Here is a 13,017-nt window from a genome sequence, read left to right as displayed (position 1 = left end):
TCTTTTTTATATCGATAAAACCTTAACTATAATTAATCATAATTAAATTAAAAAACAGACTATGAACGCAAATCAGGAAAAGAAATCAAAAAAATTATTTGAACAATACAGTCAAGAAGAAGTCAGCCAAGAAGATTTTGAAAAAGCTGAAAAGAAGTCCAAAAACTTAGGTGAACAAATGGATAACTTCAAGTTATTACTAGGAATGCTCAAAGATTCTTGGAGCGGAACATATCAATTAAATAAAACATCTTTAGCGATTATTATTGGGGCTTTATTATACGTTGTGTCACCAATAGATGCCATTCCTGATATTATTCCAGTATTCGGTTGGCTCGATGATATTACTATCGTAGGATATGCCATGACAAAATTAAAAGATGTAATTCAAGATTACAAAAACTTTAAAGGGATTCGTTAAATTTATTAAACATCAAATTTTCGTCATGCTAAATTTATTTCAGCATCGCATCAACACAAGAACTACGGAAAATCAGGATGTGAAACTGAAATAAATTCAGTTTGACAGATTCTATTTTCTGTTTTCCTGCTATATTTTTTTTGATAAAATTTAAACAGGCTCTAAGTAAAAAACTATAAAAAAACGGACTAAAAAATATGAAATTCCCAAAAAAAGGTGCGCTTTCTTTAGGCATTGCAACCGTTGGAATGCTATTGCTAATTGCAGGTCTTAAAACTGAATTTTTAACACATACAGCTTGGCATATTTTATTAGCGGGTTTTGAAGCTGCCGTAGTTGGTGGCTGTGCCGATTGGTTTGCGGTTCGTGCATTATTTGCGGAAATTCCGATTCCATTTATTAAAAAGCACACCAATATTATTGTTAAATCGAGAGCTAAAATTTCTAACGGAATTGTCGATTTAGTCTCTAATGAATGGCTATCCAAAGAAAGTTTATCTGAAAAAATAAAATCGGTCGCTATTGCCGATAAAATAATAGACGCTCTAAAAGAGGAAAAAAATATTTCAAAAATTATTCATTTTTTACAAGATATTCTTTTAAAATTTTCAAAAAATACCGATTTTTCAAAACTTGCTCCCTATTTAGAAAAAATGCTAAAAAAGGAATTACAAGGAATCGAACTTGGAAAACCTTTAGGAATCTGGCTACAAAAAGCAATGAAAAATCAAGAACATTCCGAATTATGGAACGTCGCTTTATCGAGTATTTCTAAAACCATCAATAATGATGAAACACGTGAAATGCTCATAAAAAATGTTGCTAAACAATCTGAAAGCCTAAAAAAAGAAAGCACTTTTAAACTTTTTGCCGTAAAAACAGCACAAAAATTTGGAGGATTAGACAATGAATCTATAACCGATAAATTAATCAAATCAATGAATGATTTATTGGCAGAAATAGCCACAGACACACAACATCCGTTGCGTAACAAATTAGAAAACGAACTAGTAGATTTTGCCAAAAAATTGGAAATTGGAAACCCAGATGCACTTGCTTCAATTCAAAATATGCAAGAAAAACTAATCCATAATATTGAATCAAAAACCATTGTTGCTAAATTAGTAAACTCACTACAACATAAATTACAAGAAGATTTAAACAACGATAAAAGCGTTTTTATTGAATTTATCAAGCAAAAATCAACTCAAATTATAAACGATTTTTCTACTAATTCAGAACTTATTGAAAAAGCAAATCAAAATTTAAAATCAGGACTTATTTCAATAATTCATAAAAATCATCATCTAATTGCAAACACCGTTTCCGAGAGTTTAGAAAATTTAAACAACGACGATTTGGTAAAACAAATTGAAGATAAAGTAGGCGATGATTTACAGTATATTCGACTTAATGGCGCACTTGTTGGCGGAATTGTTGGGATTATTTTACATCTTTTGAAAATGATAATTTTTTAATCAAACAAGAATTAATCACTAATTTTCTTATTTTTGTTTGATGAAACAATCATTTTATTTATTCGTATTTTATTCTCTGTTATTTTTGTCATTTAACTTAAACGCACAAGAAGAATTATCTGTAAAATCTTTTACAAAAACAACGCAAAATCATCTGCAAAAAAAACGACAAAAACAGCGACAAAAACTTCCTAAAGGATTTTCGTATATACATGATATCGCACCAACAATTAGGCAAGAAATACGCTATTGTTCCGAAAATAATTTTACAGGAGTTTCTATTAATGGCTATCAAGAAGCCGTACTTATAGGAACTACCGCGATGGCAAAAGCACTGAAAAAAGTACAAACCGATTTATCAAAAAAAGGATTAAGTCTTAAAATTTTTGATGCCTATCGTCCACAAACTGCCGTGAATCATTTTGTAAAATGGGCGCGCGTTACAAACGATACATTAAGAAAAAAACAATATTATCCGACAATCAATAAAAAATACTTGTTTCAAAAAGGTTTTATTGCATCTAAATCAGGACATTCTCGCGGTAGTACCGTCGATTTAACAATCGTGAATATAAAAACAGGTAAAGAATTAGATATGGGAAGTCCGTATGATTTCTTCGGAAAATCATCCTATATCACGTATCCAAAATTAACCGAAAATCAACAAGAAAACAGGCAGTTATTACAAACTGTTATGAAAACTCATAATTTTAGACCTTATGCTAAAGAATGGTGGCATTTTACACTGCGATTCGAACCGTTTGCTAAAACGTATTTTAGTTTTCCTGTGGAATAAATAATCCGAAGTTAAAAATAGCCAACTTTCTTAAATAGTTGTTTTTTAACTATTTATTTAGATAAATAAAAAACATCAGCATTATATTTGCTTATATTTTTTTTAAAAAAAAATGATGAAAAACATACACCCTTTTTTACTTCTGATGACACTTAGTTTCAGTACCTTTAGTTTTGCACAACTTGACGCTTCTTATGGAAATAAAAAAGATAATAACACTTCTTTCGGTATGATTTCTGCCCCTGCAAGTGATGCAAAAAAACCTCAATCCTTAGATTTTTCCAAGACAAATACGGATGGTTTTAAAACCGCACACAGCCAACAACAAAAAGAATATCAAAAAAAACAAGCCGAAAAAAATTTAGAAACGAAAGGAATTTTAACCAAAGCAAAAATTGCCGAAGAAAGCTATTTAAATAATTTCCCGAAAATAAATGGCATGTATCATTATCCGATTATCGACCAAGATTTAGGAAGTTTTAGCACAAAAGATAAAAATGTAACCATTATTTGTCGTGATTATCAATATCCTGATGGCGATAAAGTAACTATTTTAGTGAATAATATTCCTGTGGTTAGTAATTTAATTTTAAAACAACGCTATCAATCTTTTAACATTTCCTTAGATGAAGGAATTAACACTATCGAAATTTTAGCACTAAACCAAGGAACTTCAGGTCCAAATACCGCAGGTTTCAAAATTTTTAACGATACAGGAAATCTACTTTCAGCCAATGAATGGAACTTAGCAACAGGTGCAAAAGCATCTATTATTATTGCTAAAGAAAAATAATAATTTAGCGCATTTTAAAAATAAAAAAATAGCTGTATAAATTTTAATAAGAACTTTTTTAAAATTACTAAAAACTACTTACTTTTGTCGTTGCACTTATTAAAATAAGTGTAACAAACAAACATTAAATAAACAACTAATATATAATGAATAAAATCACCAAAGAAACCTATATCAACTGGTATAGAGACATGCTTTTCTGGAGAAAGTTTGAAGATAAGTTAGCCGCTGTTTACATTCAACAGAAAGTAAGAGGTTTTTTACACTTATATAACGGTCAAGAGGCTGTTTTAGCAGGTGCGTTGCACGCAATGGACTTATCTAAAGATAAAATGATTACCGCTTATCGTAATCATGTACAACCAATTGGTATGGGCGAAGACCCAAAACGTGTAATGGCCGAATTATATGGTAAAGTTACCGGTACTTCAAAAGGTATGGGTGGTTCTATGCATATTTTTTCAAAAGAACACCGTTTTTATGGTGGTCACGGAATTGTTGGTGGTCAAATTCCGTTAGGAGCAGGATTAGCTTTTGGTGATAAATATAAAGGAAATGATGCCGTAACATTATGTTGTTTTGGTGATGGTGCTGCACGTCAGGGTTCGTTACACGAAACATTTAATATGGCAATGAACTGGAAATTACCCGTAATTTTTATTGTAGAAAACAATGGATACGCCATGGGAACTTCTGTGGAAAGAACCGCAAATCATACCGATATCTGGAAACTTGGTTTAGGATACGAAATGCCTTGTGCTCCTGTTGATGGAATGAATCCTATTAAAGTTGCCGAAGCGGTAGACGAAGCGATTCAAAGAGCACGTCGTGGTGAAGGACCAACTTTCTTAGAAATGAAAACGTACCGTTATAGAGGACACTCAATGTCCGATGCACAACACTATCGTACAAAAGACGAAGTAGAAGAATACCGTAAAATTGACCCAATCTCGCAAGTATTAGAAATTATTAAAGAAAACGAGTATGCTTCTGCTGATGAAATTGAAGCAATTAAAAAAGAAGTAAAACAATCTGTAAGCGAATGTGAAAAATTTGCGGAAGAATCTCCATATCCAGAAGTAAATCAATTATTCGATATGGTGTACGAACAAGAAGATTATCCATTTATAAAATCTAAGTAAACCATGGCTACAATTATAAACATGCCTCGCTTAAGCGACACAATGGAAGAAGGAGTTGTTGCTTCTTGGTTAAAAAATGTAGGAGACAGTATTGAAGAAGGTGATATTTTAGCCGAAATCGAAACTGACAAAGCTACCATGGAATTTGAATCTTTTCACGAAGGTGTTTTATTACACATCGGAGTTCAAGAAGGTGAATCTGCTCCTGTCGATACTTTATTAGCGATTGTTGGTGAAAAAGGGGAAGATATTTCTAGTTTATTAAACGGAAATACTGCTCCTGTTGAAACTAAAGAAACTCCTAAAGCGGAAACAACTGCTAACGAAGAAGTAGCTGTAAAAAGTGAAGCAGTAGCAATGCCAGCAGGCGCTATTGTTATTAACATGCCACGTTTAAGTGATACCATGGAAGAAGGAACTGTTGCTTCTTGGTTAAAAAATGTAGGCGATACTATTGAAGAGGGTGATATTTTAGCTGAAATCGAAACTGATAAGGCTACTATGGAATTCGAATCTTTTAACGAAGGTGTTTTATTACACATCGGAGTTCAAGAAGGCGAAGCTGCTCCTGTTGATACCTTACTTGCCATCATCGGAAAAGAAGGTACAGATGTTGCTACCGTACTTGCTGCATTAGGTTCAGAAAACACAACTTCATCTGTAAAAACAGCAGAAAAAGCTATTCAAAAAGAAGAAGCTCCTAAAGAAGAAATTAAAGTAGCTGCTACTGAAACAGCAACTACAACAACTTCTGGCGGAAGAATATTTGCTTCTCCATTAGCTAAAAAAATAGCAAAAGATAAAGGAATTAAATTAACAGCAATTAAAGGTTCTGGTGAAAACGGACGTATCGTTAAAAAGGATGTAGAAAACTACACTCCTGCTGCTGTTAAAGTTGAAGCTCCTGCTAGTTCGGCAGCGACAACTAATTTTGCTATCGCTGGAGAAGAAAACACATCAGAAGTTAAAAATTCTCAAATGCGTAAAGCAATTGCGAAAGCCTTAAAAAATTCTAAATTTGATGCGCCTCACTTCTACTTAAATATTGAAGTAGATATGGACAATGCAATGGCTTCTCGTAAAATAATTAATGCCGTTCCTGATACTAAAGTATCATTTAACGACATGGTTGTAAAAGCCTGTGCGATGGCATTGAAAAAACATCCAAACGTAAATACAAGCTGGACAGATAATACTACATTATTCCATAGTCATATTCATATTGGTGTTGCCGTGGCTGTTGATGAAGGCTTAGTAGTGCCTGTTGTAAAACATACAGATGCCTTAAGTTTAACTCAAATTGGTGCTTCGGTACGTGATTTAGCTGGTAAAGCTAGAAACAAGAAAATTTCTCCTACAGAAATGCAAGGAAGTACTTTTACAGTTTCTAACTTAGGAATGTTTGGTATTGAAAGTTTTACTTCGATTATCAATCAGCCTAATTCTGCTATTTTATCTGTTGGTGCAATTGTACAAAAACCAGTTGTTAAAGACGGTCAAATTGTTGTTGGAAATACGATGAAATTAACGTTAGCCTGCGACCACAGAACGGTTGATGGTGCCGTTGGTGCTCAGTTCTTACAAACATTAAAAACTTTTGTTGAAAACCCTGTTACTATGTTAGCATAGGTTTTTAACGTACATATATAAAAAAGCTCGAGAAATATCTCGAGCTTTTTTTATTTACAAATATTCTTTGCTTGTATAATATGTCGTTGATTATGATTAATTACAAATCGAAAAGTATCCCCTAACCTAAATTTTAAAATAGGTAATGTTGTAGAAGTTTTTACCTTTGTCAAATTTTTATCTTCTGATAACTCAAGTAATTTTAATAACTCTTTTTGAAGTGTAATAAAACGTTCTAAAACAACTTTTTTATCTAATTTTGAATAAATAGGATTCTTACTTTTAAAGGTATTCATTGTTTTCATTCCTTCTTTAGGTAACATATCTAAAGCAAATTTATTTCCTAAATATCCCGATTTAAAAACTGTCGATTTTTGATATTTAGACTTTTCTATTCTTTTTCTAATTTCATTATTATAGAATTCTGCATATAAATTCAAATGCTCTAAACATTCTAAAATAGACCATGGTTTTGCTGTTTTTTTATATTGTAACTCTTCCGTAGTATTATTTTTTAAAGATTCTGCATAATTGATATGAGAAACTACAGTTTGTTTTAATTCTGATAATAATTCTTTGGTATTAAAAAAGCTCATGTTTGAAATTTAATTCAAATATGAGCTTTTTTATAAAAATAAATATTGATACTAATCAAGATTTTTTAATATTCTAGACAATGTTTCTGGAGCCATTCTTAAATAAGAAGCAATATATTTTTGAGGTATTTCTTGAAATAATTTTGGACTTCTTTTAAAAATCCTATTAAAACGTTTTTGTGGAGAATAAGTAATTAAATCTATTTCTCTTTCTATTTGTTGATACATAAAATCATTTAAAAAAACGTTCCAAAGATCCTGATATTCCTTTTTAGAATTCACAAAACGCATGTAATTTATTTTAGAAATTACTTTCAACTCACATTTTTTAAGTGCTTGTATGTAAAAAGAAGTTGGTTTTTCAGTTAAAAAACAATCAAATGCCGTAATTATAGATTCTTTATATCCAAATCTAATGGTGTGTTCTTCATTATCATCCTCTATAAAAACTCGTAAACTTCCTTCTTTTACTAAATACAAATTGGTATTTAAATCTCCCTTATTTATAAGAAAATCATTTCTTTTAAGTGTTATTTCTTTATCCCATTCATCTTCTAATTTTTCTAAAAAACACTTGTATGAACTCATAAAATATAGCGATTAGATACTTTTATATTCAATTATACTTCTACTCAATAATAATCAAAATTATTAATAAATATTATTGTTTTTTATAAATATGTTAATTTATTTCTTCAAAAAAAAGCTATTTATTATAATAATCACAACAACAAGTTAAACTTATTAAATCTTAATAAGAATAATTTATGTTTTTTCTTTTTATTTATCAAAATGATTAATACTTTCGCAGAAAATATATTATCAATATTAAATCTAAATAAACTTAATGAAGAGAATTATACTATTTATCGGAATTATACTTTCAATAACAACTATTTTATCATTCAATACAAGAAATAAATTACCTTACAAATCATTATGCGATACTGCTAAAGCTCAAAATAAAAATATCATAGTCTATTTTTCTGGAAGTGATTGGTGTGCTAACTGTAATAAGTTTAAAAAAGAGGTTTTAAATACTCCTGAAATTAAAAAATCAATTGAAACAGATTATGTGTATCATCTAGCTGATTTTCCACAAAGAACCGAATTATCAGAAGAATTAGAAACGCTAAATAATGCACTCGCTGAAAAATTAAATAATCAAGGCGTATTTCCGCTATTAGTTATTACTGATAAAAACTTAACTATTAAAAAAGTTATAAACATGAATACAAGTGCTGATAAAACTTTAAAAGCTTTAAAAGATAATAGATAAAATGGAACAATTAAAAGTTTTTTCTAAATCTATCGATTCAATGAAATCTACTTTAGATGTTCATATCGTAATGCCCAATAATAAAGAAAATAAAGCTAATAAATTAATTGAAGAAGCCTATGCCGAAGCACAACGATTAATACAAATTATTTCTGCTTGGGATGAAAACACAACACTTTATAAAGTAAATAAAATGGCAGGAATAGCACCTGTAAAAGTTTGTGATGAGTTGTTTCAATTAATTAAAAGAGGTGTTTATTTATCTGAAATAACAAATGGTTTATTTGATATTACCTTTGCTTCTATCGATAAAATTTGGTATTTCGATAAGCCATTAACTGAAAAACCAAGTGCCGAAAAAATTCAAAAATCTGTTAGAAACATCAACTATAAATTTATTGAATTAAATGATGAAAATCAGCATATTTTCATCAATAATAAAGGTACAAAAATAGAACTTGGTGCTATTGGTAAAGGTTTTATCGCTACAAAAATGAAAGACCTTTTACAAAAGGCTGGTATAAAATCAGGACTTATAAGTGCTGGTGGAGATATGACCTCGTGGGGGCAAAGCATACGTGAAGGTGGTTTTTGGAATATTGGCGTTGCTGACCCCAATAAAGAAGTGAAAAATATCGCTTGGCTTCCTATTCAAAATGAATCTATTGCTACTTCTGGAAACTATGAACGTTTTGCTATTATTGATGGAAAACGGTATTCGCACATTATTCATCCTAAAACAGGGTATCCTGTTGAAGGCATAAAAAGTGTAACCGTATTAAGCCCTGATGCAGAATTATGTGATGCTATTGCTACCACAATTTTTCTTAAAGGCGTAAAAAAAGGACTTGATTTTGTGAATCAATTTTTCGATATCAGGTGTTTTATTATTGATGACAATGAAAAAAAACATTTTTCAAAAAACTTTAAAGTAGAAATATCTTATCCAAATACTGCAAACCAAAAAGCAGTAGTTTAATCTAAATTAAATCATACAATGACTATTAAAAATGAAAGAAGATTTTATCTTCTAAGGAACACTATTGCCCTATTTCTCTTGGCTGTAATAAGTTATTCGTGTACAGAAAACACCGATAACAAACCACTTATAGAAGAAATTAAAATAACAAAAATAGTAAGTAACACCCAAGAAAGACTCGAAAGAATTCAGTTTTTAAAAGGGAATAAAATAGGATATATAACAGGTCAGGCGGGTACTCTATTAAAAACAAGTGATAGCGGTGAAACTTGGGCTTCTTTAAATACGCCACTTGTTGATTCAAAAGTTTATGACTGGAATTCTGTTTGGTTTAACAATGAAAAAACAGGTTTTTTAGTAGGAAGCAACACCAAAAATAAAATTACTATTTACAAAACTACTGATGGAGCAACTTCTTGGAATGAAGCTATCGTTAACGGTGGAGATATTGACAGAATGTATGATGTTGCTTTTACCAATAGTACTACAGGATTTATGGTTGGTTATAAAGGTCAAATTTTTAAATCGACAGATACAGGTGCTACTTGGAATTTAATAACCAAAATTGATACACTAGGCATGCGAGAAGCTTGTGTAAAAAATTATGCAAAACTATATCCAGACCGTGAACCAAGTGAAAATACTGGTACGCTTTCAAATGCCCGATTATATCGTTTAAAAGTTGTTTCTGAAAACGAAATATATACTGCTGGAAGAGATGGAATTGTTTTTAAATCTATAGATGCAGGAAATAACTGGAAATATGTAAATACAGGAAACATCAATGATATTTATGATTTAAACTACATCAACAACTCGGTTCTTATTACTTGTGGTAAAAATGGTTCGGTATCTAAAATTTACAAAGATGGAACTTATCAAGACCTTACAAATATAGCCAATACACGTTCTTTTAGAGGCATGCACTTTATTACTGAAGATGTTGGCTGGTGTGTTGGAGAGCATGGTTACATCTATAAAACAAGTAATGGCGGTAATTATTGGGGTAAAGAAATAGCACCAACAGAAAGTACCTATATTCTTAGAAGCTGTGCATTTATCAATCCTCAAATAGGAATATTTGTAGGTAATGCAGGACAAATTATTAAAATAGAAGATTCATCAACAGAAAATTTAACACAACAATAATGAAAAATATACTATATAAATTAATACTATTTACAGCAATATTAGCAGGTATGTCTTCCTGTACTTCTGTAAAAGCATATCAATCTCAATTTGTAAGTGATTATTATATGGAACAAGGACCGCTTTCTATTGAAAGTTTATCTTCTTCAGGTTTTAGTTATAGAGAAGGTGTTTCAGGTGGTGAAGGTGGTAAAGTTGGCGGAGGCTGTGGCTGTAATTAAAAATTAAAGAAAATGACGAAAATAAATAAAAAATTAACATTCGCTTTAGTTTTATCTGCCTGTATTGGTTTTGCTCAAAACACTTCTACTGTTAATCAACAAGAAGATAAAAATATTAAAGTTAGTTTGCTTGGTAATTACTACGGGCAGGATGGCGAAAGAGGTGCTCCTAATGGTGGTATTGGCTCACAAGAATTACATAGTTATACTCGAGAAGCAAAAATATTTGTACCTGTATCAAAAATTATAGATGCAAAATTTAATGCTGGAGTTGATTATTTTACTTCTGCATCCTATTTATTAATTGATAAATATCAAACCTCAGCAAGTTCAGGTAACAGCGGAGTTAGTGTTGATGAAACAAGAAAATATGGCGATGTTAGCATTGACCTTTCAATCAATGATTTTAAAATAACACCACTTTTTGGTTATTCAGAAGAATATGATGTAAAATCTAAAACTTTTGGTTTATCAGGTTCGTATAAAAACCCTAAAAACTTATCTACATTTACCTTTAAGTCTAACTTAATTATGGATAAATGGCTCTTAATATATCCTGGTGAATTTAGACCAACCGCTACTATTGATGCTCAAACTGGTGCTTCTGATAAAGGAACTAAAATAGGTGTAAATGCTGATGTTATTCAACTTACAGATGGCGAACAAGTTACTAAAGATGGCAACACTTATAATGTTGATGACAGATTAACAAGTGCTTTAGGAGTTAATTATGCTTTTAATATCAATAAACGTATGAATGCCTTAGTTGGTGTTGATGGAATATATCAAAGCGGACTACTTTCTACACCTTTTTACAGAGTCTATTTTAGAGATGGTATTCAAGATGAATATGCCAAAACAGTCGCTGTTGAAAAATTACCCAATGAACGATTAAAATTAGCTGTTTACGGTAGGTACAATTATTTTGTTAACAAACTACTTATTGTTAGAACAAGTGCTAGATTATATGCTGATAATTGGGGCGTTAACTCGCTTACACTAGGCGTTGATGCACCTATTAAAATTAAACCTTGGGTTTCTGTAATGCCTTTTTATAAATTTCATACACAAACTTCGGCTGATTATTTTGCAGGGTACGGACAGCATGAATTATCTGATGAATATTACACAAGTGATTTTGATTTATCTAATTTGTATTCAAATAAATTTGGAGCATCTGCCAGAATTGTTCCTTTTAAACAATTTCTTGGGATAAAATCAATCGATGTAAGATATACAAAATATTTAAGAAGTGATGGTTTATCTGCCAATTCAGTTTCTGTAGGGGCAAGTTTTGAATTTTCTAATTTTTTAAAGAAAAAAAATAAATAAAATCATGATTACATATATAAAAAACGGCGCACTAATAGCTGGAGTATTTTCAATGCTATTTTTAACTTCTTGTGTAGAAGTAACTCCTGAAACAGCCATTATTAATCCTACTGATGATACGTATATAAACACCTTGCATTCTGGTACAACATCCGATTTAAAAGATGTGCATTTTTTTGATGCCTCAAAAGGAGTCGTTGTTGGAGGTGAAGATTATTTAACAACTTCTGATGGTGGTTTAAATTGGATAAAAACAATTCCTTTTAAAACTGCTGATGATAAAATAAAAGTACGTTTTAACAAAGTAACTTTTGTCAATGATTTAAAAGGATTTATCACTGGTGATTTAGGCGAAGAATACATCCGAAGAGGTAGACTTCGTTTTAGAGCCACTGGAAATATCTTTTTAAAAACAGAAGATGGTGGTGAAACTTGGAATACTATAAATTTTTTTGATAAAGAAAAAACGTTTATAAAATCGCTTAAATTTCAAAATGAAACTACGGGTTTATTATCCGTTATTAGAAATGAAAATGGCGAAGTTTACAAAACAACCGATGCTGGTTTAACTTGGAAATTAGTACTTTCAGATGTGAAAGCTTACGGGCATCACGGAGATAGAGATGGCTCACTTGGAATATCAGACATTACTTATGTTACCCAAAACACCGTTGTTGCCATAGGTACTCAAGGAAATGTTTACATCAGTTTAAATGCTGGTAATACTTGGACTAAAGACATTACCGCTCCAAAAGATAGAGCCTTTAAACGAGTAACATTTTTTAATGATACCGAAGGATATATTGTTGGTGGTGGAGATAGTGCTCCTAATGAAGATAAGGCAATGGTCTTTAAAATCACTTTAAATTCAGACGGAACAACTACTTATCAAGATAAAACAGACACCTATCATTCTGTCTTTTACTTTAATGGTTTATATGCTTCTGATGCTGGAAACCTATGGGTTTGTGGGCATTTAGGACAGGTTTTTGCGACTTATGACCAAGGAACTACTTGGAGTAATGAATTGACAAAAACAAACAGAGAATCTGATTTAAACGATTTAGAATTTCCTACGGGTAAAATCGGTTATTTTGTAGGTGATGATGGAATTATCCTTAAAGTAAATTTAGCTGAATAATAAAAAAACAATCATTAAATCTGATAACTTTTACCTTAAAAGTTATCAGATTTTTTTTATA

The 13,017-nt window shown here is 30.8% G+C and carries 14 protein-coding genes; 12 read left to right on the top strand and 2 right to left on the bottom strand.

What is annotated here, in order from left to right:
• Positions 1-61: 61 nt before the first annotated feature.
• From L0U72_RS01900 to L0U72_RS01875, 6 genes are all read left to right on the top strand, one after another.
• On the top strand, positions 62-421 hold the full coding sequence (locus tag L0U72_RS01900) for a YkvA family protein (RefSeq protein WP_233896994.1): 360 nt from the start codon (positions 62-64) through the stop codon (positions 419-421).
• 197 nt (positions 422-618) lie between these two features.
• A complete protein-coding gene (locus tag L0U72_RS01895; RefSeq protein ID WP_101917920.1) occupies positions 619-1,899 on the top strand; it encodes a DUF445 domain-containing protein in 1,281 nt (426 codons plus the stop codon).
• A gap of 40 nt (positions 1,900-1,939) precedes the next feature.
• Positions 1,940-2,695 (top strand): M15 family metallopeptidase, encoded by a 756-nt coding sequence (locus L0U72_RS01890; RefSeq protein ID WP_101917921.1) that lies wholly within the window; start codon positions 1,940-1,942, stop codon positions 2,693-2,695.
• A gap of 115 nt (positions 2,696-2,810) precedes the next feature.
• Entirely contained in the window at positions 2,811-3,488 is a 678-nt protein-coding gene (locus L0U72_RS01885) for a hypothetical protein (RefSeq protein ID WP_233882128.1), read from the top strand.
• 146 nt (positions 3,489-3,634) lie between these two features.
• Positions 3,635-4,630, top strand: a complete 996-nt coding sequence (gene pdhA, locus L0U72_RS01880; protein ID WP_193706302.1) for a pyruvate dehydrogenase (acetyl-transferring) E1 component subunit alpha — start codon at positions 3,635-3,637, stop codon at positions 4,628-4,630.
• A gap of 3 nt (positions 4,631-4,633) precedes the next feature.
• Positions 4,634-6,259, top strand: coding sequence for a pyruvate dehydrogenase complex dihydrolipoamide acetyltransferase (locus L0U72_RS01875; RefSeq protein WP_233898262.1), 1,626 nt, complete (start codon positions 4,634-4,636; stop codon positions 6,257-6,259).
• 50 nt (positions 6,260-6,309) lie between these two features.
• Here the strand turns inward: L0U72_RS01875 and L0U72_RS01870 are convergent, their stop codons facing one another.
• Together L0U72_RS01870 and L0U72_RS01865 are read right to left on the bottom strand one after the other, a co-directional pair.
• Positions 6,310-6,855 carry a DinB family protein gene (locus L0U72_RS01870; RefSeq protein ID WP_233898261.1) on the bottom strand — a complete coding sequence of 182 codons (546 nt, stop codon included), beginning with the start codon at positions 6,853-6,855 and terminating at the stop codon, positions 6,310-6,312.
• 51 nt (positions 6,856-6,906) lie between these two features.
• Entirely contained in the window at positions 6,907-7,443 is a 537-nt protein-coding gene (locus L0U72_RS01865) for a Crp/Fnr family transcriptional regulator (RefSeq protein ID WP_233898260.1), read from the bottom strand.
• 259 nt (positions 7,444-7,702) lie between these two features.
• On the opposite strand from L0U72_RS01865, the gene L0U72_RS01860 reads away from it, so the two are divergent.
• From L0U72_RS01860 to L0U72_RS01835, 6 genes are read left to right on the top strand one after another with little or no spacing between them, the layout of a single operon-like run.
• Entirely contained in the window at positions 7,703-8,134 is a 432-nt protein-coding gene (locus L0U72_RS01860; RefSeq protein ID WP_232119299.1) for a thioredoxin family protein, read from the top strand.
• Position 8,135: 1 nt separating this feature from the next.
• Positions 8,136-9,113 (top strand): FAD:protein FMN transferase, encoded by a 978-nt coding sequence (locus L0U72_RS01855; protein ID WP_233898259.1) that lies wholly within the window; start codon positions 8,136-8,138, stop codon positions 9,111-9,113.
• Between the two features lie 18 nt (positions 9,114-9,131).
• Entirely contained in the window at positions 9,132-10,262 is a 1,131-nt protein-coding gene (locus L0U72_RS01850) for a WD40/YVTN/BNR-like repeat-containing protein (RefSeq protein WP_233898258.1), read from the top strand.
• A complete protein-coding gene (locus L0U72_RS01845; protein WP_101907474.1) occupies positions 10,262-10,483 on the top strand; it encodes a DUF4266 domain-containing protein in 222 nt (73 codons plus the stop codon). The genes L0U72_RS01850 and L0U72_RS01845 overlap by 1 nt, the downstream gene beginning before the upstream one ends.
• 12 nt (positions 10,484-10,495) lie before the next feature.
• Positions 10,496-11,815, top strand: a complete 1,320-nt coding sequence (locus tag L0U72_RS01840) for a DUF3570 domain-containing protein (RefSeq protein ID WP_233898257.1) — start codon at positions 10,496-10,498, stop codon at positions 11,813-11,815.
• A gap of 4 nt (positions 11,816-11,819) precedes the next feature.
• Positions 11,820-12,956: a YCF48-related protein gene (locus L0U72_RS01835; protein ID WP_233898256.1), complete on the top strand. Its 1,137-nt coding sequence runs from the start codon at positions 11,820-11,822 to the stop codon at positions 12,954-12,956.
• Positions 12,957-13,017 lie beyond the last annotated feature (61 nt).

The sequence above is a fragment of the Tenacibaculum piscium genome, assembly GCF_021390755.1.
Taxonomy (GTDB): domain Bacteria; phylum Bacteroidota; class Bacteroidia; order Flavobacteriales; family Flavobacteriaceae; genus Polaribacter; species Polaribacter piscius.
Note: the sequence above shows the minus strand (reverse complement) of the source record. Positions and strands in the feature narration are given on the sequence as shown.

What these genes read in the sequence shown, in the direction of transcription:
- L0U72_RS01900 (WP_233896994.1), top strand. Translation starts at nt 62, where the DNA reads ATGAACGCAAATCAGGAAAAGAAATCAAAAAAATTATTTGAACAATAC.
- L0U72_RS01895 (WP_101917920.1), top strand. Translation starts at nt 619, where the DNA reads ATGAAATTCCCAAAAAAAGGTGCGCTTTCTTTAGGCATTGCAACCGTT.
- L0U72_RS01890 (WP_101917921.1), top strand. Translation starts at nt 1,940, where the DNA reads ATGAAACAATCATTTTATTTATTCGTATTTTATTCTCTGTTATTTTTG.
- L0U72_RS01885 (WP_233882128.1), top strand. Translation starts at nt 2,811, where the DNA reads ATGAAAAACATACACCCTTTTTTACTTCTGATGACACTTAGTTTCAGT.
- pdhA (WP_193706302.1), top strand. Translation starts at nt 3,635, where the DNA reads ATGAATAAAATCACCAAAGAAACCTATATCAACTGGTATAGAGACATG.
- L0U72_RS01875 (WP_233898262.1), top strand. Translation starts at nt 4,634, where the DNA reads ATGGCTACAATTATAAACATGCCTCGCTTAAGCGACACAATGGAAGAA.
- L0U72_RS01870 (WP_233898261.1), bottom strand. Translation starts at nt 6,855, where the DNA reads ATGAGCTTTTTTAATACCAAAGAATTATTATCAGAATTAAAACAAACT.
- L0U72_RS01865 (WP_233898260.1), bottom strand. Translation starts at nt 7,443, where the DNA reads ATGAGTTCATACAAGTGTTTTTTAGAAAAATTAGAAGATGAATGGGAT.
- L0U72_RS01860 (WP_232119299.1), top strand. Translation starts at nt 7,703, where the DNA reads ATGAAGAGAATTATACTATTTATCGGAATTATACTTTCAATAACAACT.
- L0U72_RS01855 (WP_233898259.1), top strand. Translation starts at nt 8,136, where the DNA reads ATGGAACAATTAAAAGTTTTTTCTAAATCTATCGATTCAATGAAATCT.
- L0U72_RS01850 (WP_233898258.1), top strand. Translation starts at nt 9,132, where the DNA reads ATGACTATTAAAAATGAAAGAAGATTTTATCTTCTAAGGAACACTATT.
- L0U72_RS01845 (WP_101907474.1), top strand. Translation starts at nt 10,262, where the DNA reads ATGAAAAATATACTATATAAATTAATACTATTTACAGCAATATTAGCA.
- L0U72_RS01840 (WP_233898257.1), top strand. Translation starts at nt 10,496, where the DNA reads ATGACGAAAATAAATAAAAAATTAACATTCGCTTTAGTTTTATCTGCC.
- L0U72_RS01835 (WP_233898256.1), top strand. Translation starts at nt 11,820, where the DNA reads ATGATTACATATATAAAAAACGGCGCACTAATAGCTGGAGTATTTTCA.